The sequence below is a fragment of the Rhodoferax sp. GW822-FHT02D07 genome, from assembly GCF_058802405.1.
Genome location: NZ_JBXAOD010000002.1, coordinates 229,531 through 249,200 on the forward strand (window position 1 = coordinate 229,531; position 19,670 = coordinate 249,200).

23 protein-coding genes are annotated in these 19,670 nt (G+C 60.8%); 13 read left to right on the forward strand and 10 right to left on the reverse strand.

Going from position 1 to position 19,670, the window contains the following annotated elements:
- Positions 1-7: 7 nt before the first annotated feature.
- From rsfS to AC1RNN_RS05770, 6 genes are read right to left on the reverse strand one after another with little or no spacing between them, the layout of a single operon-like run.
- Entirely contained in the window at positions 8-706 is a 699-nt protein-coding gene (gene rsfS, locus AC1RNN_RS05745; RefSeq protein WP_493087865.1) for a ribosome silencing factor, read from the reverse strand.
- Positions 706-1,326 carry a nicotinate (nicotinamide) nucleotide adenylyltransferase gene (gene nadD / locus AC1RNN_RS05750; protein ID WP_493087863.1) on the reverse strand — a complete coding sequence of 207 codons (621 nt, stop codon included), beginning with the start codon at positions 1,324-1,326 and terminating at the stop codon, positions 706-708. Before nadD ends, rsfS begins: the two co-directional genes overlap by 1 nt.
- Entirely contained in the window at positions 1,323-2,255 is a 933-nt protein-coding gene (hemF, locus tag AC1RNN_RS05755; protein ID WP_493087861.1) for an oxygen-dependent coproporphyrinogen oxidase, read from the reverse strand. The genes nadD and hemF overlap by 4 nt, the downstream gene beginning before the upstream one ends.
- Positions 2,252-2,893: a 1-acyl-sn-glycerol-3-phosphate acyltransferase gene (locus AC1RNN_RS05760; protein WP_493087860.1), complete on the reverse strand. Its 642-nt coding sequence runs from the start codon at positions 2,891-2,893 to the stop codon at positions 2,252-2,254. The genes hemF and AC1RNN_RS05760 overlap by 4 nt, the downstream gene beginning before the upstream one ends.
- 4 nt (positions 2,894-2,897) lie before the next feature.
- On the reverse strand, positions 2,898-4,190 hold the full coding sequence (gene purD, locus AC1RNN_RS05765; protein WP_493087858.1) for a phosphoribosylamine--glycine ligase: 1,293 nt from the start codon (positions 4,188-4,190) through the stop codon (positions 2,898-2,900).
- Between the two features lie 22 nt (positions 4,191-4,212).
- Positions 4,213-4,932: a YebC/PmpR family DNA-binding transcriptional regulator gene (locus AC1RNN_RS05770; RefSeq protein ID WP_493087856.1), complete on the reverse strand. Its 720-nt coding sequence runs from the start codon at positions 4,930-4,932 to the stop codon at positions 4,213-4,215.
- A gap of 58 nt (positions 4,933-4,990) precedes the next feature.
- On the opposite strand from AC1RNN_RS05770, the gene AC1RNN_RS05775 reads away from it, so the two are divergent.
- The 6 genes from AC1RNN_RS05775 to AC1RNN_RS05800 all read left to right on the forward strand — a co-directional run bounded on the left by AC1RNN_RS05775 (position 4,991) and on the right by AC1RNN_RS05800 (position 11,921).
- Positions 4,991-6,568 (forward strand): helicase HerA-like domain-containing protein, encoded by a 1,578-nt coding sequence (locus AC1RNN_RS05775; protein ID WP_493087854.1) that lies wholly within the window; start codon positions 4,991-4,993, stop codon positions 6,566-6,568.
- 86 nt (positions 6,569-6,654) lie between these two features.
- Entirely contained in the window at positions 6,655-7,308 is a 654-nt protein-coding gene (gene upp / locus AC1RNN_RS05780; protein ID WP_493087851.1) for a uracil phosphoribosyltransferase, read from the forward strand.
- 64 nt (positions 7,309-7,372) lie between these two features.
- Positions 7,373-8,353, forward strand: a complete 981-nt coding sequence (locus AC1RNN_RS05785; protein ID WP_493087849.1) for a GSU2403 family nucleotidyltransferase fold protein — start codon at positions 7,373-7,375, stop codon at positions 8,351-8,353.
- 66 nt (positions 8,354-8,419) lie between these two features.
- A complete protein-coding gene (locus AC1RNN_RS05790; protein WP_493087847.1) occupies positions 8,420-9,697 on the forward strand; it encodes an amidohydrolase family protein in 1,278 nt (425 codons plus the stop codon).
- Between the two features lie 86 nt (positions 9,698-9,783).
- Positions 9,784-11,145, forward strand: a complete 1,362-nt coding sequence (locus AC1RNN_RS05795) for a hypothetical protein (RefSeq protein ID WP_493087845.1) — start codon at positions 9,784-9,786, stop codon at positions 11,143-11,145.
- Between the two features lie 17 nt (positions 11,146-11,162).
- The gene (locus tag AC1RNN_RS05800) at positions 11,163-11,921 is read left to right on the forward strand and encodes a carbon-nitrogen hydrolase family protein (RefSeq protein WP_493087843.1); all 759 of its coding nucleotides are present in this window, start codon (positions 11,163-11,165) and stop codon (positions 11,919-11,921) included.
- Positions 11,922-12,894: 973 nt separating this feature from the next.
- Here AC1RNN_RS05800 and AC1RNN_RS05805 read toward each other — a convergent pair.
- Positions 12,895-13,566 carry a PEP-CTERM sorting domain-containing protein gene (locus AC1RNN_RS05805; protein WP_493087841.1) on the reverse strand — a complete coding sequence of 224 codons (672 nt, stop codon included), beginning with the start codon at positions 13,564-13,566 and terminating at the stop codon, positions 12,895-12,897.
- Positions 13,567-13,893: 327 nt separating this feature from the next.
- Here AC1RNN_RS05805 and AC1RNN_RS05810 point away from each other — a divergent pair, with 327 nt between their 5' ends.
- From AC1RNN_RS05810 to AC1RNN_RS05830, 5 genes are read left to right on the forward strand one after another with little or no spacing between them, the layout of a single operon-like run.
- Entirely contained in the window at positions 13,894-14,475 is a 582-nt protein-coding gene (locus AC1RNN_RS05810; protein WP_493087839.1) for a hypothetical protein, read from the forward strand.
- A 34-nt stretch (positions 14,476-14,509) separates the two neighbouring features.
- Positions 14,510-14,725, forward strand: coding sequence for a YMGG-like glycine zipper-containing protein (locus AC1RNN_RS05815; protein WP_493087837.1), 216 nt, complete (start codon positions 14,510-14,512; stop codon positions 14,723-14,725).
- 50 nt (positions 14,726-14,775) lie between these two features.
- Positions 14,776-15,057, forward strand: coding sequence for a hypothetical protein (locus tag AC1RNN_RS05820; protein WP_493087835.1), 282 nt, complete (start codon positions 14,776-14,778; stop codon positions 15,055-15,057).
- Positions 15,058-15,062: 5 nt separating this feature from the next.
- A complete protein-coding gene (locus AC1RNN_RS05825) occupies positions 15,063-15,461 on the forward strand; it encodes a hypothetical protein (RefSeq protein ID WP_493087833.1) in 399 nt (132 codons plus the stop codon).
- Positions 15,458-15,805, forward strand: a complete 348-nt coding sequence (locus AC1RNN_RS05830; protein WP_493137342.1) for a hypothetical protein — start codon at positions 15,458-15,460, stop codon at positions 15,803-15,805. The genes AC1RNN_RS05825 and AC1RNN_RS05830 overlap by 4 nt, the downstream gene beginning before the upstream one ends.
- Here the strand turns inward: AC1RNN_RS05830 and AC1RNN_RS05835 are convergent.
- Both AC1RNN_RS05835 and AC1RNN_RS05840 read right to left on the reverse strand, forming a co-directional pair.
- Positions 15,802-16,662, reverse strand: a complete 861-nt coding sequence (locus AC1RNN_RS05835; protein WP_493087830.1) for a diguanylate cyclase domain-containing protein — start codon at positions 16,660-16,662, stop codon at positions 15,802-15,804. The two genes, AC1RNN_RS05830 and AC1RNN_RS05835, sit on opposite strands and share 4 nt — an antisense overlap.
- A 6-nt stretch (positions 16,663-16,668) precedes the next feature.
- The gene (locus tag AC1RNN_RS05840; RefSeq protein ID WP_493087828.1) at positions 16,669-16,869 is read right to left on the reverse strand and encodes a hypothetical protein; all 201 of its coding nucleotides are present in this window, start codon (positions 16,867-16,869) and stop codon (positions 16,669-16,671) included.
- Positions 16,870-17,033: 164 nt separating this feature from the next.
- Here AC1RNN_RS05840 and AC1RNN_RS05845 point away from each other — a divergent pair, with 164 nt between their 5' ends.
- Positions 17,034-17,780 carry a Crp/Fnr family transcriptional regulator gene (locus AC1RNN_RS05845; RefSeq protein ID WP_493087826.1) on the forward strand — a complete coding sequence of 249 codons (747 nt, stop codon included), beginning with the start codon at positions 17,034-17,036 and terminating at the stop codon, positions 17,778-17,780.
- A 40-nt stretch (positions 17,781-17,820) separates the two neighbouring features.
- On the opposite strand, the gene AC1RNN_RS05850 is transcribed toward AC1RNN_RS05845, so the two are convergent.
- Positions 17,821-18,540 carry a Crp/Fnr family transcriptional regulator gene (locus AC1RNN_RS05850; RefSeq protein WP_493087824.1) on the reverse strand — a complete coding sequence of 240 codons (720 nt, stop codon included), beginning with the start codon at positions 18,538-18,540 and terminating at the stop codon, positions 17,821-17,823.
- A 201-nt stretch (positions 18,541-18,741) separates the two neighbouring features.
- Here AC1RNN_RS05850 and AC1RNN_RS05855 point away from each other — a divergent pair, with 201 nt between their 5' ends.
- Positions 18,742-19,299, forward strand: coding sequence for a sterol desaturase family protein (locus AC1RNN_RS05855; RefSeq protein ID WP_493087822.1), 558 nt, complete (start codon positions 18,742-18,744; stop codon positions 19,297-19,299).
- Positions 19,300-19,670: the final 371 nt, after the last annotated feature.

Genomic DNA, 19,670 nt, shown 5'->3' on the forward strand with positions numbered 1-19,670 from the left:
GCTCACCTCAGGCTTTACGGGGCGCAGCTTTCTTGGCCGGGGCCTTTTTGGCCGGCGCCTTGGCTGCCACCTTCTTGGCAGCAGGTTTCACTGCGGGTTTGACCACGACAGTCTTCACCTGGGCCTTGGCGGGAGCTGCCTTTTTGGCCGGTGCTTTCTTTGCCGGAGTCTTGCTGGCAGCCGACTTGGCAGCCGCCTTCTTCAATGCGGCCTTGGAGGGGAAGGCTTCCTCCACGCCCTTCTTGGCAGCGCTAGAACGGCGCACACTGGTTTCGCCGACGGTTTTCTTCGCGGGGGCCTTGGCTGCGGCTTTGGCGGCTTCGGACTGGGCCGGCTTGGCCGCGCCCAGCTTCAGGCGCACAGGCTTCTCGCCCCACAGCTCTTCCAGGTGGTAGTACTGGCGGAAGTTGGGTTGCATGATGTGCACCACCACTTGGGCACAGTCCACGATGATCCATTCGCCGTTGGCTTCGCCTTCCACACGGGGTTTGGCAAAACCGGCGTCGCGTACGGCATCGCGCACGCTGGCGGCCAGCGCCTTAGTCTGGCGGTTGCTGGTGCCGGAGGCGATGATCACGCGTTCAAACAGGGCGGAGAGGTGCTCGGTGTCAAACACCACGATGTCTTGGGCCTTGACGTCTTCCAGGCCATCCACGATGGCGCGCTGGAGTTTTTGGGTGTTCTTGGCAACGGTGGAAGTGGTCATCAGGCAGGTCGGTAAAGATGGTGTTGGTCAATATAACGCGCAACCGGTTCAAAAACCAGTGGGACCAGACTCTGGCCCGCTTGAGCGCGGTGTCGGATATCGGTGGCACTGAGGGCCACGGGGGGCATGTTCAGCACCGTCACATCGGGCGCGTGTGCTTTCAGGGCATCAAATTGGCCCTTGGCCCCCGTTGAATCTGCGCGAGCAGCTACACAAATTATAGCGAGTGCAGGCAGGCGCTCCCAACGGCTCCAGCTGGGCAGTGCGCGGGCCTGGTCCTCGCCGATGAGCAGGAAGAGCTGCGCGCCGGGATTTTCCCCCTGCAACTCTTCCAGCGTGTCCACGGTGTAGGTGGGGCCGGGGCGTGCAATTTCGCGCCCGTCCACCACCACCTGCGGCAGATCGGCAAAGGCTAGCCGCACCATGGCCAAGCGGTGTGTAGCTTCGCTCAGCGTACGGCTCTTGTGCCAGGCATGGCCCGTGGGAATGATGTGCAGGGCATCCAGTTGCAGTTGGGCAATCGCTGTGGCAGCCAAGGCGTGATGACCCACGTGCGGGGGGTCAAACGCCCCGCCGAACACACCAATGCGGCGTGACAGCACTGAGGCGGACCGGATCACACCCAATCCTTCGCCGTCAGGAAGTGCTCGGTCAGGCGCGCTTCGGGCGAGCCCGGCTCGGGCTGCTGCTGGTAAGCCCAGCTCACCAGTGGTGGCATGGACAGCAGGATGGATTCGGTGCGCCCGCCGGACTGCAGGCCGAAGTGCGTGCCACGGTCCCAGACCAGGTTGAACTCCACGTAGCGGCCGCGCCGATACAACTGGAAGGCGCGCTCGCGCTCGGTATACGCCATGTCCTTACGGCGTTGCACGATAGGCAGGTAGGCCGTCAAAAACCCATCACCCACTGCCTGCAGCATGGCAAAGCTGCGGTCTTGCCCCAGCTCGGAGAAGTCGTCAAAGAACACACCGCCTACGCCACGCGGCTCGTTACGGTGCTTGAGGAAAAAATAGGCGTCGCACCACTTCTTGAAGTGCGGGTACTTGTCGGCACCAAAGGGCGCCAGCGTGTCCTTGCAGGTCTGGTGGAAGTGCACGGCGTCTTCGTCAAAGCCGTAGTACGGCGTGAGGTCCATGCCACCGCCAAACCAGCACACCTCTTGCCCCTGTGGGTTCTTGGCAGCCAGCATGCGCACATTCATGTGGACCGTTGGCACGTAGGGGTTGCGTGGGTGGAACACCAGGGACACGCCCATGGCCTCAAACGGCGCGCCTGCAAGCTCGGGCCGGTGCTGGGTGGCGCTGGGTGGCAGCTTGGGCCCGCGGACATGCGAGAAACCGCAGCCCGCGCGCTCAAACACCGCGCCCCCCTCCAGTATCTGGGTGATACCACTGCCCTGCAGGGGCTCATGGGCAGCTTTTTCCCAGGGATCGACCAGAAACTGGCCACCATCTATTTCGGCGATAGCCCCCGTGATGCGGCTCTGCAGGCCCACGAGGTAGGCACGCACCAGTTCGGGAGTGGCTTGGGGAGAGGCCATGGCAGTCATTCCGTCTTTGTAGCAGCTTGCGCGGGCGCAGGCAGCGTTTGTATGGGGGCGGCCAGCGCCGGGTTTTTGCCCTGCACACCGGCCAGCAATTCGGCAATGCGGGCAAAGTCCGCCTGCACATCGCCGCTCAGGATGATGAAATGGGTCGCGTCCACCACCTTGCGCCCGTAGTCCAGGCTCACCACACCCAGTGGCACGCCCGCGCCCAGCGTCACCTGGTAGAAGCCGCTGCGCCAGCCCGGCGTCCAGCGGCGCGTACCTTCGGGCGACAGGCCCAGCCAGAACAGCTCGGCGTTCGTGCGAGCCAGGTCAATGCGTTCCACCATCTGGCCCACCACGCCCTGTGGCGCGTGGCGCAACACCGGCACGCCACCTACCCAGCGCAACCATCGCCCGAAGACGGGGATGCGAAACAAGGTGTCCTTGCCCCAAAAGCTCACCTGCAAACCCAGTGACCACTTGGCCATCATCGCCAGCACAAAGTCCCAGTTGCTGGTGTGTGGGTAGACGGCAAACACACCCTGCAAGGCGGGCAAGCCCTCAAACCGCAGCTCCCAACCACACAGGCGCAGCACCCAGCGCGCCAGCGGGTTACCCCGCAGCTGCACGGGCTGCGGGGGCTTCTCTGCCAGTTGCACCCGCTCAGCCCTTGACGGCGCGGTAACCGATATCGCTGCGGTACTGCATGCCCTGAAAGCGGATCTCGCTGATCACCTGGTAGGCGCGCTGTTGTGCCTGCTTCACGCTGTCGGCCAGCGCAGTTACGCACAGCACACGCCCGCCGGAGGTTTGCAGCTGTCCATCCTTGAGCGTGGTGCCAGCATGGAATACGGCGGCGTCTTCACTGTCCTTGGGGATGCCGGTGATGGCATCGCCTTTGCGCGGGTTCATGGGGTAGCCGTGCGCGGCTAGCACCACGCCCAGCGCCGTGCGGCGGTCCCATTGCAATTCCACCTCATTCAGCTTGCCGTGCGGGCCGGGCTCGGTGGCAGCCAGCAGCACGTCCACCAAGTCGGTCTTCAGACGCATCATGATGGGTTGGGTTTCGGGGTCGCCCATGCGGCAGTTGAACTCCAGCGTCTTGGGCTGGCCGTTCTTGTCGATCATCAGGCCCGCATAAAGGAAGCCGCTGAAGGGAATGCCATCGGCCTCCATGCCCTTGACCGTGGGCAGAATGATCTCGCGCATGGCCTTGGCGTGGATGTCGGGCGTGACCACGGGGGCGGGCGAATAGGCGCCCATACCGCCGGTATTGGGGCCCTGGTCGCCGTCCCGCAGGCGCTTGTGGTCCTGGCTGGTGGCCAGGGGCAGCACATTCTTGCCGTCCACCATGACGATGAAGCTGGCCTCTTCGCCTTCCAGAAACTCTTCAATCACCACGCGCGCGCCGCCATCGTTGTGCGCCACGCCCAGGGTGTTGTCCACCAGCATGAAGTCAATCGCTTCGTGCGCCTCGGCCACAGTCATAGCCACCACCACGCCCTTACCGGCAGCCAGGCCATCGGCCTTGACCACCGTGGGGGCGCCCATCTTGTCCACATAGGCATGGGCGGCGACGGGGTCGGAAAAAGTAGCGTATTCGGCCGTAGGGATGTTGTGGCGGCGCATGAAGGCCTTGCTGAAGGCCTTGGAGCTTTCCAGCTGGGCAGCAGCCTTGGTCGGGCCAAAGATGCGCAGGCCGTGGGCACGGAACTCGTCCACCACACCGGCAGCCAGCGGTACCTCGGGACCCACCACGGTCAGCGCGATCTTGTTGTTCTGCGCCCAGGTGCGCAGGCCCACCACGTCGGTGATAGCGATGTTTTCCAGGTGCGGATCGATGGCGGTGCCGCCGTTGCCGGGGGCGACATAGACCTTCTGGATCTTGGGGGACTGGGCCAGCTTCCAGGCCAGGGCATGTTCGCGACCACCGCCGCCAATAACGAGTACGTTCATAAGTATTTAAGAGGCTGCTGAATTAAAGGGCTGCGTTGTGGAAGATGTCCTGCGTGTCGTCCAGGTCTTCCAGCACGTCCAGCAGTTTTTGCATGCGCTCGGCGTCGTCGCCGGAGAGCTCAATCGTGTTTTCAGCGCGCATGGTCACACCAGCCACCGCGGCAGTCAGGCCTGCGGCCTCCAGCGCAGCTTTCACCGCTTCAAAGTCGGTATAGGCCGTCAGCACCTCGATGGCGCCTTCGTCATCGGTGATCACGTCCTCGGCGCCGGCTTCCAGTGCCACTTCCATGACCTTGTCTTCGCTGGTGCCGGGGGCAAAAATCAGCTGGCCCACATGCTTGAACTGGAAGGCCACCGAGCCTTCAGTGCCCATGTTGCCGCCGTTCTTGCTGAAGGCGTGGCGCACTTCGGCCACGGTGCGCACCTTGTTGTCGGTCATGGTGTCGACGATGATGGCCGCGCCGCCGATGCCGTAACCTTCGTAGCGGATTTCCTCGTAGCTGATGCCGTCCAGCGAACCGGTGGCCTTGTCCACGTTGTATTTGACGCGGTCGGCGGGCATGTTGGCGGCTTTGGCCTTTTCAATCGCCAGGCGCAGGCGCGGGTTCATGGCAGGGTCTCCGCCCCCCTGGCGGGCTGCCACCGTGATTTCACGGACGATGCGGGTCCAGATCTTGCCGCGCTTCTCGTCCTGGCGCCCCTTGCGGTGCTGAATATTGGCCCATTTGCTGTGTCCTGCCACGCGAAATCCTTCAAAAATTCGTTACGCTACTCCCTCGATTGTACTTTTCGGGACATCCATGGCCTCTACCTCTGACGCGGGCATCCTGATCGCCCAGCACGGCACCGGCAACTCCACCGTTCAGTGCTTTTTGCGGCCCGACAAGGCCAACCGCCATGGCCTCATCACTGGTGCCACCGGCACCGGCAAGACCATCACCCTGCAAACCCTGGCCGAGGGCTTCTCCAGCATCGGCGTGCCGGTCTTCATGGCCGACGTCAAGGGCGACCTCACCGGCATCTCGCAGACCGGCAAAGTGAGCGACAAGCTCGCCAAGGTACTGGCCGAACGTGGCATTGACACCCCCGAGTCCGCCGCCTTCCCCACCACGCTGTGGGACGTGTTTGGCCAACAGGGCCACCCGGTGCGCGCCACCGTGAGCGACCTGGGCCCGCTGCTGCTGACCCGCATGCTCAACCTGAACGAGACCCAGGCCGGCGTGCTGCAGTTGGTGTTCAAGATTGCGGACGACGATGGCCTGCTGCTGCTGGACATGAAAGACCTGCGCGCCATGTGCCAGGACGTGGGCGACAACGCATCAAGCTACACGACCGAGTACGGCAATATCAGCGCCGCCAGCATTGGCGCCATCCAGCGCGGCCTGATGCAGATCGAGCAACAAGGCGGGGACCAGTTCTTTGGCGAGCCCATGCTCAATATCGCCGATTTCATGCAGACCGATGGTTCTGGCAAGGGCGTCATCAACATCCTGGCAGCCGACAAGCTCATGCAGTCGCCCCGGCTCTACGCCACCTTCCTGCTGTGGATGCTCAGCGAGCTGTTCGAGGCCCTGCCCGAGGTGGGCGACCTGGACAAGCCCAAGCTGGTCTTCTTCTTTGACGAGGCCCACCTGCTGTTTGCCGACGCGCCCAAGGTGCTGATCGAACGCATCGAACTGGTCGTGCGCCTGGTGCGCTCCAAGGGCGTGGGCGTGTTCTTCGTCACGCAGAACCCGCTGGACATTCCCGACAGCGTGCTGGCCCAGTTGGGCAACCGCGTGCAGCACGCGCTGCGCGCCTTCACGCCGCGTGACCAGAAAGCTGTGAAAAGCGCCGCCGACACCATGCGCGCCAACCCCGGCCTCGACGTGGCCACCGCCATCACCGAGCTGGGCGTGGGCGAAGCGCTGGTGAGCCTGCTGGACGAAAAGGGCCGCCCCGCCCTGACCGAGCGCGTCTTCGTGCTGCCCCCGGCCAGCCAGATCGGGCCCATTACGCCGGATCAGCGCAAGACGCTGCTCACCGAATCCATCGTCGCTGGTGTTTACGAAAAGGCCGTGGATCGTGAGTCAGCCTTCGAAAAACTCAAGGGCCGCACCCAAAGCCGTGCGCCTGCCGATGGCGGCGAAGCTCCGGCACCCACACCCCGCGCCGGCCGTGGCGCTGCCGCCGAGCCCGCGCCAGCTGAATCGTCGGGCGGCGGCATCCTGGACAGCATTGGCGACATGCTGGGCGGAGGCCCGCGCCGCTCGCGCGCCAGCGTGGGCGAACAAATGATCAAGAGCGCCGCCAGCTCCATCGGCCGCGAGGTGGGCCGCCAAATCATCCGCGGCGTGCTGGGTAGCATCCTGGGTGGCAGCACCACCCGCCGCCGTTAAGGGCCACCACCGGGGCCGGGCGCGAAACCTGCTTGCTTTGCGACAATCGCACCATTGCCCCCATACAGATTCAAAGGAACAAGAACATGGTCACCATCAACCCCGAAGCCCGTGCCAATGTCACGCTGATCGACCACCCCCTGGTGCAACACAAGCTCACGCTGATGCGCAAGAAGGAAGCCAGCACCAGCAGCTTTCGCCGCCTGCTCAACGAGCTGGCCGGCCTGATGATTTACGAAGTCTGCCGCGACATGCCGCTGCAGGATCTGGAAATCGAAACCCCGCTGGAAAAGACCACCGGCAAGGTCATCGACGGCAAGAAGCTGGTATTTGCCAGCGTGCTGCGCGCCGGCAACGGCATTCTGGACGGTGTGCTCTCCGTGGTGCCCGGCGCCCGCGTGGGCCACGTGGGCCTGTACCGCGACCCCAAGACCCTACAGGCCGTGGAGTACTACTTCAAGATGCCCAGCAACATGGAAGAGCGCGACGTGGTGGTGGTCGACCCGATGCTGGCCACCGGCAATTCCGCCGCCGCCGCCGTCACCCGCCTGAAAGCCTGCAAGCCCAAGTCCATCAAGTTCCTGTGCCTGCTGACCTGCCCCGAAGGCATCAACACCCTGTACAAGGAACACCCCGATGTCCGCGTCTTCACCGCCGCCATCGACCGCGGCCTGAACGACCACGGCTACATCATGCCGGGCCTGGGGGATGCGGGAGACCGGATTTTTGGCACTCAGTAATCTGTAAGTCTTTGAATTTATTGAATGTTCAATGTATTATCTAAAAATAGAAAATACATTGAACATGCCCTCCAGCACCTTCTTCCTCGACCAGTCGGAAAGCCAGAAGCGTCAGTTCATTGACGCGGAAACGGTGTTTCTGGCTACAGCCAAAGCCAAAAAAGCTGCGGCAGAGGTGCGTGGCAGCATGCTCTGGCGTGAGTTGCGCGGCAAATCCACATTGATTCGCACGTCAGCCAACGGCGCCCAAAAATCTCTGGGGATGCGCAGTGAAGAAACAGAGTCGATCTACGCCAACTTCATGGCCCGCAAGAAGTCGACAGAGGAACGACTCAAAGCGCTGAAAGCCCAACTTGCGACTCAACAACGCCTGAATCGCGCGCTGCGCGTGGGCCGCGTGCCGAATGTGGTGGTTGGGGTGCTCAACGCACTGGAGAGCATCGGGGTGCAGGAGCACTTCCTGGTGGTCGGCACCCACGCTCTGTATGCCTACGAAACAGCCGCTGGTGTGCGGATTGCCGAGGAAGCCATGGCCACGCGCGATGTGGACATGCTGTTTGACGCCCGCAAACACATCTCCTTTTTCACGACCATGAAGAAGCTCGACAGCTCCCTGATTGGCGTGCTGCGCAAGGTGGATCCCAGCTTTGAAGTGGTGGAAGACCAGTTGTACACGGCCAGGAATCAGGACGGTTTTGAGGTCGACATCATCCGCCGCGCCGCCAAAGATGCCGATCCGCATCCATTGCGCATGAGCGATGAGGACGATGACTTCTGGGCGGTACAGGTGTCCATGGGCGAACGGTTGCAATCGGCTCGGCGCATGGACCAGGTAGTGGTGGCTACTTCTGGCGAGATGGCGCTGATGCGCACCATCCACCCGCTGGACTTTGCACGCATCAAACAAGGCCTCTCCATCCAGCTGGGGCGCGACCCGAACAAGAGCGGCAAAGATGCGCTGCAGTCCCGCATCGTCACCGAATTGGTGAACGAGTACTTGCCACACTTCTTGCTTGCTGAAGGTGGCGCCGCATCAATTGAATAGACATCTAGCCCACGTATTCATTGCGCAAGCAGCTATCAAATTAGTAGTAACCATCAGGACATTTCCATGCTCGACCTGCTCATCCACAACGCCACCCTGCCCGACGGGCGCAAGAACATGTCGGTGGCGGTGCAGGCCGGGCGGATTGTGGAGGTGAGCGAAGGCCTGATGGCCCCGGCAGCCGAGGTGATGGATGCGGGCGGCATGCTGCTCTCCACGCCCTTTGTGGACGCCCATTTCCATATGGACGCCACGCTCAGCCTGGGCCTGCCACGCTTGAACCAGAGTGGCACGCTGCTGGAGGGCATTGCACTGTGGGGCGAGCTGAAACCCCACCTGACCTTTGATGCCCTGGTGCAGCGCGCCCTGGCCTACTGCGACTGGGCCGTGGCCAACGGCCTGCTGGCCATCCGCAGCCATGTGGACACCAGCGACCCGAGCATGCTGGCGGTGGAAGCGCTGCTGGCCGTCAAGAAGCAAGTCGCGCCATACCTGGACCTGCAGCTGGTCGCCTTCCCGCAAGACGGCGTACTGCGCACCCCAGGTGGCGTAGACAACCTCAAGAAAGCGCTGAGCCTGGGTGTGGACGTGGTGGGCGGCATCCCCCACTTCGAACGCACCATGGCCGACGGCGCGGCCAGCGTGAAGCTGCTGTGCGAGCTGGCGGCCGAACAAGGCAAGCTGGTGGACATGCACTGCGACGAGTCCGACGACCCGCTCTCGCGCCATGTGGAAACCCTGGCTTTTGAAGCCAACCGCCTGGGCCTGCACGGCCGCGTCACAGGCTCCCACCTCACATCCATGCACAGCATGGACAACTACTACGTCAGCAAGCTCTTGCCGCTGATGGCCGAGGCGCAGTTGAGCGTCGTGAGCAACCCACTCATCAACATCACGCTGCAAGGTCGCCACGACACCTACCCCAAGCGCCGCGGCATGACCCGCGTGCCCGAGATCATGGCCGCCGGCATGACGGTCGCCTTTGGGCAGGACTGCTGCATGGACCCCTGGTACAGCATGGGTAGCGGCGACATGCTCGAAGTCGCCAGCATGGGCCTGCACGTCGCGCAAATGACCAGCCAAGCCGCCATGGCGCAATGCTTTGACGCGGTGACCAAGAACCCCGCCCGCATCCTGCATTTGCAGGGCTACGGCTTGGAAGCGGGCTGCAACGCCGATTTCGTGCTGCTGCAAGCCCAAAACCCCGTCGAAGCCATCCGCCTCAAAGCCACCCGCCTGCGCGTCTACCGCCGCGGCAAGCTGCTGGCGCAGACGCCGGCGCGGACTGCGGCGCTGAGCATTCCGGGGCGACCGGCGCAAACTGCCTTCCTCCACGGACAATAGGCCTTTTGGGCCTCTGGCCCGCATGGATACTGCGCGAGCAGCTAGCAAAGCTATAGTGGCGGCTTGTCCAAGCTGTCACACTTGCCATGCCCAAAAACCTTTTCTTTGCCAACTGGCCTGTCAACATGTTGGAGACCACGGCCAGCCATTCGCTGCAACAGAAGCTCAGCCAGCTGGCCATCATGGTGGATGAGGCCGAGCAGTTTCTGACTTCGGCGGCCTTGCGCATCAAGGCCAAAGATCCCATTTACGTTCTCACGCTGCCCGAGTACTACTTTGTCAAAGGCATCTCCGTGGTCAACAGCCGGGGCGTCTGGGAGCTTTACGACAGTGGCGAGAAAGACAGCATCTATGCCGGCCTGAAGCAGATCAGCGCGGCCTACCCTAACTTCATCATCTTTCCCGGCACGGTGTACTGGAAGACACCCCGCCAAACCCCCAGCGTGCGCGATCCGGCCCGTGTCTTTGATGGCATCAACGTGGCCCCCGTTCTCTACAAAGGCAAGGTGCAGTTCGAGTACGAGAAGAAGTTCAACGACGGCTCTTGTGGAGACTACACCAAGGATGTTGTCTTTCGGGCCGGCAATGGCGAACAGGCCTTCAAACTGGAAGGCGTGCGCTTCGGCATTGAAGTGTGCGGCGATTTTGAAGAATCCCGCCTGGCCGCGGCCACCAACAAACCGCTGGACGTGGAAATCTACATGTCCGCCACCAACCCGCACGCGTTCACCGACGACTACATGGCCCGCATCCCCGTGCGCAATGGCGGCTACCTGGTTCACTGTGATGCGTCCGGCGAAGCCAGCAAGAACGGCGTCTGGCTTATCAACCGGGGCAGTGGCTGGCACGGCATGGCGCTGAACGTCGACCAGCGTGACGCCAAGCTGTACGACCCCTTTACCTGCCAGCCCATAGACATCGGTCACACACTGGGCAGTGGCTACCAGGCCTATCGTGTTACCGGCGAAACGGTGGCACTGAGTAAGGTCTTCAAATCCGCACTCGACGCCAATCACCACCACGTCAACTTGCCCGTGCTGCTGGCGCCCCCCAAACCCCTGCCAGCTCCCTTGGGTGGAGCGTATTCGTTGCGCTTCAGCGGGCTTGAGCCTTTGGCCATGACGGACCTTGGCTTCCGCGCCAAAGCCACCGTACAAATCATCGGCAAGGGCGGGCCCGGCCAGCGCCTGAGCTCTGCGGCCATTCAATTCAGCTGCCCACAGGGCCTGGTTACTCCGCCGCATGGCGTCACAGACACCAAAGGCTTCGCCAGCTGCACGGTCACCGCCACAGGCAACGGCCCACTCACCGTGACCGCCAGTTGGCAAGGCGCCAAGACCAGCGCCACCATCGAACTGCTCAACCTCGGCATGGGCAACGTCAGCAAGATGGGCAAGCTGCACGGCAACCCCAACGATGCATTGCCCAGCTGGCACGTTCTGCTTTAAGCACTTGGAGACCATATATGCCCCTAGTCCCCATCAATATTGCGCAAGCAGCTAGCAAAAACATAGCATTCACCATCGCCGCAGCCCAAAGCACCTCTGTGCCGCTGGACGTGGCGGCCAATGTGTGGGACCACCTGCGCTATGTGGAGGCGGCTGCGCAGCATGGCGTGCAGTGGCTCGTCTTCCCCGAGCTATCCCTCACCGGCTACGAATTGGCCGCCATGCCCGATCTGCTGCTGCATGCCGGCCACGCCCAGTTGGCCCCGTTGCGCGAGGCCGCCGCCCGTACCGGCATGGCCGTCACCGTGGGCGCGCCGGTGGACAGCGGCACCGCCCTGCCCTCCATAGGCGCCATCACCCTGCGACCGGACGGCAGCCACGCCGTCTACGCCAAACACCACCTACACGGCCCGGAAACCCAGTTCGCCACCGCGGGCGCCACACCCGTGCACCTGCAACCCTGGGCCGGCCACCAAATCGCCAGCGCCATCTGCGCCGACACCAACCACCCCAGCCACGCGGCCAACGCCGCCCAAGCCGGCGCCCAGATCTACGCCGCCGGCATCCTCACCTCCGCCAACGGCTACGCCGCCGAAGCTCCGCTATGGGCCAGCTATGCGCGCGAACATCGCATGACCGTCCTGATCGCCAACCATGGCGGGCCCGCAGGCGGTTACGTATCGGTGGGGAGAAGCGGGATTTGGGATGCTGAAGGGGCGCTGGTAGCGGAGGCTTCGGGGACGGGGGACTGGCTGGTGGTGGCACGCGCCGCATAAATTTGGAATCCTGCCGGCACTTCACGGATCGGGAGTATCAGGCGGCTTTGGGCCAGTTACGGTAATTGGCGAATGACCGCTATGCAGCTTCACTGCAATCGACTTCAGTGAGTCGGGAGATGAAATTTTCGATGTGTGATCCGGCAGACTATAGTTGGGACCTTACTGTTTGAAAGTCATATAAAGACACATGTACAACCGACTTTCCCGATTCATAGGCTGGCACACTGAGCACAAAGGCCTTGGGAAGGCTGGTTGGCTGCGAAAGCTCTTCAGAGTATCGGCCCGTCCATCGAGCGAACCTTCCATTCCTACAGGTTCCGTAGACGCAAGCAAAGATCCAGAGTGGGTCACGGTCGCAAATGTTGTTTATCTGCGGCAGTACGGCCCAGGTGGCGCCAAAACGACGTCGGGAACAAAGCAGTTGTCTCCTGGGGGGAAAGTCTTCGTCTTCGCCAGTTTCGCTGGAAGCCCCGGTATGGTTGTCACTGTAGTCGGTCGGCATAGAGTTTCAAAGCGCTACATCACGCTTCACATGTCTGCTGAACACCTAATCAACTGGCGAGCAGAGTTGCTCTATAGCCCCCACGTTTTACGGCAGGTTCGAGCGTATGGTTGGTTCGCTTCGCCCGCCTCTTCGCCTGCCGAAGCACGAGCACGCGCCGAGGGTTTTGTAAAGCAGTACTCGAAGGCCTAGCTGTAGATTCACGCCTAGACTGGGCGGTGGTAATCGCCCGGACTGGGTGCAACCGCTGGTTCGGGCCAGGTGCGGTCGTCGATGGATGTCTGCTTTGGGACGCTAGACTCCGAGCCTCGTCGAAGATGACAGCTTGCGTTCACATGATCTTGTAATCGAACAGGAACAGGTAGGTATTACTGATCGGGTACCTTCCGACGAAACAGCTCGTGTTCGTCCTTTTGCGTACCGATACCCTGGTCTTTTGCAAGCAACCAGGGCATGGAAGCGAACCATTCAACCCGCAGCAGTATTCCCTTCCGTTGTTGTCTTGTTCCGTCGACGCGCGATAGCCCCCATCAAACCCAGGCCGGCAAGCAGCATCGCATAGGTTTCCGGTTCCGGCACTGCGGTTGCAAATCCGATGGCGTTGTCACCAATGCCGTCGAGTAGGCCAAAGTTGCCTGCCTGGTATTCGCGAGCGTTCGTGCGGATGATTTGCGTGAAGCTTGTTGTTCCAGGATTGATCTTGGAAAGACCGCTGGGAACAAAATTGAAGCCAATCACGCCCAGGTTGGTGCGGTCTGCATAGTCAGACTTTTCGGTGCCACTGACGAAGAAACCGAACGCGGCATCGGTCTGGTAAACGCTGACTGCAGTGGCACCCAGGCTGCTGAAGTCATAGCCGGTAAAACGCTCGATTCCGTTCTTGGAGCTCGCGTTGTTGGTGAACTGGTAGTAGAAGTCCAGACCAGTCCCCGTGTCATAGACCGCTGCGCGGGCGACGCCGTTGTAGCTGGAGTTGCTGATGTTGGTCAGTGTCTGGGCCAGCAGCGTGCCTCCAAATGAACTGGCCGAATAGTCGACGTTCGCTGTGGGGACGTTGCTGACCAAGCTGGTTGCCTGCGCGCTGCTGAAGGCAGTGACTGCAAGCAATGCGATGGCACTGTGGATCATTGAAATTTTCATGGATAGATTCCTCATGGGGTTGAACGGGGAGTGATTCACCGATCTGTTTTCCGGCGAATCAAGTGCAGGCTAGTGAGTCGGACGGATTCGATATGTACGCTGCTGCACATTGCATCCGAATGATTAACTCCACGGCACAACAAGCCAGCTGAATCGCACATGACTGTGTGCTCTGCCAGACAGACCGGACGTTAGAAGCTGAAGAAACTGCGGACATCAGAACCCATGGCAACAGGCGCTCAAGCTTGTTGACATGGGTAATGAATCGTGGCGCGAGGCAATTCGATCGTCGGCGCCGCACCACTGTCTTGTTACTCAGGAGGCTCCATGCCCATTTCCCTTTTCCGTCCTGTCGTTCTCTTCATTGGGTTGACTGGCAGCACCATGCTTCTGGCTCAGGGCCTGCCCAAGGCGGAATACATCGCGGCGCAGCAAGCGCTTGCAGATGACTACCAGGTGGCCAAGCGCAAATGCGAAGCGTTGTCGGGGCATGCCTCGGATCTCTGCGTGGTTGATGCCAAGTCCGGCCGAATGGTGGCCAAGGCCGAGCTGGAAGCCAGCTATCAGCCGAGCGCCAGAAACCACTACAGGGCCCGATTGGCCAAGGCTGAAGGTGACTACAGCATGGCCAAGGAGCGTTGCAACGAGAAATCTGGAAGCGCCAAAAGCATATGTGTCCAGGAGGCGAAGTCATTGGTGGTGGCTGCCAAGGCTGATGCCGTAGTACAGATGAAAACCCGGGAAGCCAATGCACAGGCCAAGAGCAGCGGTGAAGACGCCCGCAAAGATGCAAAGGAGGAGAAGATGAACGCAGGCTTCGCAGTTGCCAAGGAAAAGTGCGACGCCCTGGTCGGCGCTGCACAGGAGCGCTGCATGAGTGATGCGCAGGTCAGATTTGGCAAGCAGTAAATCTGCTCATTTCCACAGATTTTGGAGAAACACCATGAATGACGTCAGTAAGGCAGCGTTTGCTGCCATCTACGCAGTGACTTTGGCCAGTCTTGCAGGCTGTGCGGGCATGACTGCACAGGAGAAGGGCACCGCGATTGGCGCGGGTGCGGGCGCCGTCGGCGGCGCCATTTTGGGAGGTGGTACCTTGGGCACCATCGGTGGCGCCGCTGTGGGCGGCGTCATTGGACATGAGGTCACCAAGCCGTGATCCGCCATGCCTCGGGTCGACAACTCATTTTTCCGCAACAGGAGCATCTCATGAATACATCCAACATTCCCCAACCCACAGAGCCGTTGAGCGATGGCATTCTGCCTTTGATACATGACGCTGCAGAGCAGGCGGATGCCCTTTTGGAGCGAGGTGGAAAAGCTTTGCGCCAGACACGTACGGGCTTGCAGCAGCGCGCTGTACAGGCGGGCGAGCTGACATGTGACTATGTGCGCAAGGAGCCTTTCAAATCCCTGCTGATGGCGGCCGGGGCAGGTGCCTTGCTGATGGGGGCGCTGATATTTCTGAGCCGTTCCCCCGTGCGTGGGTAGGTGCCATGGCAGCGCGAGAAGCGGTTCTCGGCCAGCAACTGTTGCGTTTGTTGACGCAAAGGCCTGAACTTCTGCTGGCCCACGCACAGGGCTATCTGCAGGTGTTTCGGCAGGATGGGGCGGTATTGACGGCGTACTGGGGACACAAGGCTTTGCTCTATCTTGGGGCGCTGCTACTGGCCACCGTCGGAATCACGCTGATTGGAGTTGCAGCCATGCTCTGGGAGATTACCCCTGTACCGGCACAGTGGATCCTGCTGGTAATCCCGGGCGTGGGCGTTGTGGCGTCGGCCGCATGCTGGTTGGCAGCTCGTACAGGAGGGCCGCACCCGGGCCTGGACCAGTGTGTTGCCCAGCTTGAGGAGGATCAACTCATGCTGTATACCGGTACTACCGAGCCATGAAAGCCAGAGACCCGGCGCAGCAAGGCTTGCGTCGGTCACGTTTGGCGATTGCAGAGGCTTTGCGCTCGCAGAGCGCCGCCGCAGACATTCCGAATCTACTGGTACTGGCGCAGCGAATTGCCATGCACGCCCGGACGGGGGCGCAGGCCCGTGGTGCCGTATGCGATGCAGCGCGCCGATCACCCCTGATCACCGTGGGGACTGCGGTGTTGGTGTCGGTCGCGCTTCTGTGGGTGCGTCCCTGGCATTGGCTCGGCCATTCACCCGCCGTCCGGAAGCTGACTTCCGAGTGGGCGATTCGTACCATTGCAGATATGGTGTTCAGGGATGGCGGAAAGCCCTAGCCAGCTTCTCCCAGCTGGTCATAGAAGGCATAGCCGGTGTGCAGCCGCTTGGCATGGTACATGGCGGTATCTGCGTTCTTCAGTAGCGCTTCTGTAGTGACACCATCATTCGGGCATATGGCAATGCCAATGCTTGGGTGCACTGTCAAATCCTGTGTGCCAATTTTGGAAGTCGCATTCACGGAGTCAAACAGTTTGCAGGCGAGCTGTGTCAGCTGCTTGTGGCTTTCCATGCCGCGCAGCAGGCAAGCGAATTCATCTCCCCCCAGCCGGCACACCACATCCTCCATGCGTACGGCTTGATTCAGGCGTGCTGCGACAACGCGCAGCAATTCATCGCCGATGCCATGGCCATGCGTGTCATTGATGCTCTTGAATTCATCGAGATCCAGAAAGAGGACAGCCAGGCCTCCGCCAGTCAAGATATGTTCTTGCAGAGCGCTACGCAGCTGATCTTCGAAGTAAACGCGGTTCGGCAGTTGGGTCAGGCTGTCGTGCTGTGCAGAGTGCAGTGCCCGCCTCTCGCCCGCGCGCCTGCCTATCAACTCCTGGCGTGCCTGCAACAACGCGGCCTGGGTCTCGAGCATTTCCAGCTTCAGCAAGGCGTTGTGGTTCACTTCACTGTCCAGCCGAGTTTGCAGTGCATCTAAAGTCTCGATGCATTCGAGCACACTGATGCAAAAACGCGAAAGCATGTGTTGGTCGGCATGGCCGTTGCCCTGTGCGGACAACTCACCGACTGTCAGGTTGAGGCGCAGTTTGACAGCATTGAGCATGCTGTCCCAGTCAGGAGACGGTACAGGCAATGGGGAAGTTTTTGCATGGAACGGAGTACTGATACCGGATAGGGCGCTCATGGCAAATCAGCTCGTTTTGCCTGGAGGGAGGCGAGCCGGCAAGGCTTCAACTTCTGGAGTCAGCCTTCTTGGGAGGTGCAGGGTGTGCTTGTGGGTTTTCGTGGGGGTAGCCTGCGGCAATTGCAGGCTGTTTTCAGGTGTCTCGGCAATTGTCGGTTGATTGTGGACATAGTGCTTCGGACTCTTGCTGATGGTGATACTGGTCATGAGATCTCCCCGGCATATGGAGTCTTCTTTGTAGCGCTTGCTGAACCAGGAGTCTGTTCGCCAGCGAACACGCCAATTCCCTTGTCAGCGCATGGTGGTGAAGCGTACAGATGGGCCGTCGATTTGCCCACAGACTGAGCGCATCATTCACTGCAAAGGACAACATGAACGCCCTCTCTGGCCCTCGGAGGATCGATTCCGCCCAGCAGAACCTGCTGCTGGCACGTTTGCCTCCAAAAGACCGTTTGGCAGTGCAAACGCAATCGACGCTGGTGGATTTGACGTTGCGGCAAGTGCTTTGGGAGCAGGCAGGGATTGTTGAATACGTGTACTTCCCGCTGTGTGGCTGCGTATCACTGATCCGTACAACGGATGAAGCACATGCCATTGAAGTGGGCATGGTGGGGGCCGAGGGGATGTTGGGGACTGGCGTTGCCTTGGGAATGACGCGGTCCACGCTGCGGGCAATGGTGCAAGGCAACGGACAGGCCCTGCGCCTGGAAAGCAGGGCGTTCTCCACCCTGTTGAGCGAGTCCTCATCATTGAGCCACCTGGTCAGTCGCTTTACGTTTGTGGCCATGGCCCAGTTGGCCAATGCTTGTGCCTGCGTCCGCTTCCATTTGATTGAGCAGCGCCTAGCCCGCTGGCTGCTGATGTCTCACGATCGAGCCCCTGGCGATGTGTTTCCCATGACCCATGTATTCCTGTCCGCGATGCTGGGTGTGCGCAGGGTGGGCGTGACCAATGCTGCCACTGCCATGCATGCAGCCGGACTGATTGAGTACCGCCGTGGTGTTGTGCGTGTAGTCCAACGCAAGGGCTTGGAAGCTGCGGCATGCGGCTGCTACCAGAAAGACTGCGAGAGCTATGAAGAGGCTCTATCGCAGCCTATCAAAAGGAGCAGGGGATGAGTTTTCATACCTTGACCCTGCTGGGGCAGCCGTAGCGTTTTCATGTCGCGGGGCGCTTGGGTAGCAGTCGGTCGTATTCAATCTTGACCACGTCGTAACACTCGCAAGCCCGGGTTTCAAGGCCACGGCGATCCAGTACCTTGATGTGTCCGCGTGCGTAGCTGATCAGGCCTGATCGCTGTAGTTTGAGTGCTGCTTCCGTGACCCCCTCGCGCCGTACCCCCAACATGTTGGCGATGAGCTCCTGTGTCATCCACAGTTCGCTGCCGCTGAGCCGGTCCAGGCTCAGCAACAGCCAGCGGCAGAGCTGCTGGTCCAGGGTGTGGTGACGATTGCAAACGGCAGTTTGGGACATCTGCGTGATCAGTGCCTGGGTATAGCGCAGCATCAGATGCATGACCGGGCCGGAGTGATTGAACTCCTCCTGCATGGTGTGTGAATTCAGACGGAAGCCTTTGCCGGCGCTTTGGACTACCGCACGGCTGGGGGTGGATCCTCCTCCCATGAACAGCGATATACCGACAACGCCTTCAAAACCAACGACGGCAATTTCCGCGGAAGACCCATTTTCCAGTACGTAAAGCAGGGACACGATGGCAGTCGTTGGAAAGTACACGTGGCGCTGTGTGGCGCCGGATTCATAGAGTACTTTGCCAAGTGGAAGATCTACTTCTTCCAGTAGGGGTTCCCAGCGGGCCCAATCGGCATCAGGTAGGCAGGCGAGAAGTTGATTGCTTTTGGAAAGACTGTCTTTCTGCAAGGGTACCTCCGGTCAGTTTTTTTGGGGGGCATTGACCCGCAGAGGGGCCGCATGGGGCAGAGCCAGTCTAACCATAGGGATTCACTTTGTATGTGCGGTATCGCACAAAACTTGCGCCCCAGGCCTGGGCTGGGTACGTTGCCGAACAGACAAGAAACAGCGTCTTGCGCACCATGGGGGTTTACAGAACGGAGGTACGCAATGGGACTGCTCACCGTGGAACACCGTCCATGGGCGTACTGCTTGGACTTTGTCTTTTACATCCTGGCAGTGCTACTTCTGGGGGGATTCCTGGTGGGGCAGACCCCACCTTCCATGGCTTGGTCCGTGGCGGGATGGGGTGTTTTGGGGCTGCTGGCATGGAGCCCGCTGGAGTATGTGCTGCACCGTTTTGTGCTGCACGGCCTTCACCCCTTCAAAGAGTGGCACCAGGCGCATCACGCCAGGCCTTTGGCACCCATCTGCAGCCCGACCCTTTTGAGCGCAGGCAGCATCTTCTGCTTTCTGTACCTGCCTGCATGGTTTGTTCTGGGCATTTGGCCCGCTGGCGGTCTGACCCTGGGCGTTCTTTTGGGTTACCTGTTCTACGCATTGGCCCACCATTCCATCCATCACTGGCATGCGCCCTATGCATGGTTGCAACGAAGAAAGAACGCCCATGCCTATCACCACGGGCATGGACGGGACCACTATGGCGTGACCACCGGAGTGTGGGATCAGATGGGAGGAACTGGTCATCTTGATTGGGAGGGCACATGAAGCAAGCGCTTTCCTTGAGACCGCAATGGAGTACCGCTGCCTTCGGGTCTCCGGCAGATACGACCCCCATGGAGCTGGATGTCTTGTGTGAACATCTGCGACGCTGTACTTCCCGGCGCAGCAATGCGCAGCGCGCGCGCGTTGCCGCTGAAACTATGGTGCGTTTTGTGCTGGGACGCGCTGTCACCAGCTTTGTCTTATTGACACTACTGAGTGCGGTGGCCTCCATGGCCCTATGAGGTTCTTCCTTAAGGCGTCACTGCGCGATCTGGTGCCTTTGGCACCGGCTGGAATGGATCAGGTGCTTGACTTGCAGGCAGGGTTTCTGGAGCCCCCGATTCGCTCGGAGGTTTTCGGGGAAAGCCGGTTTT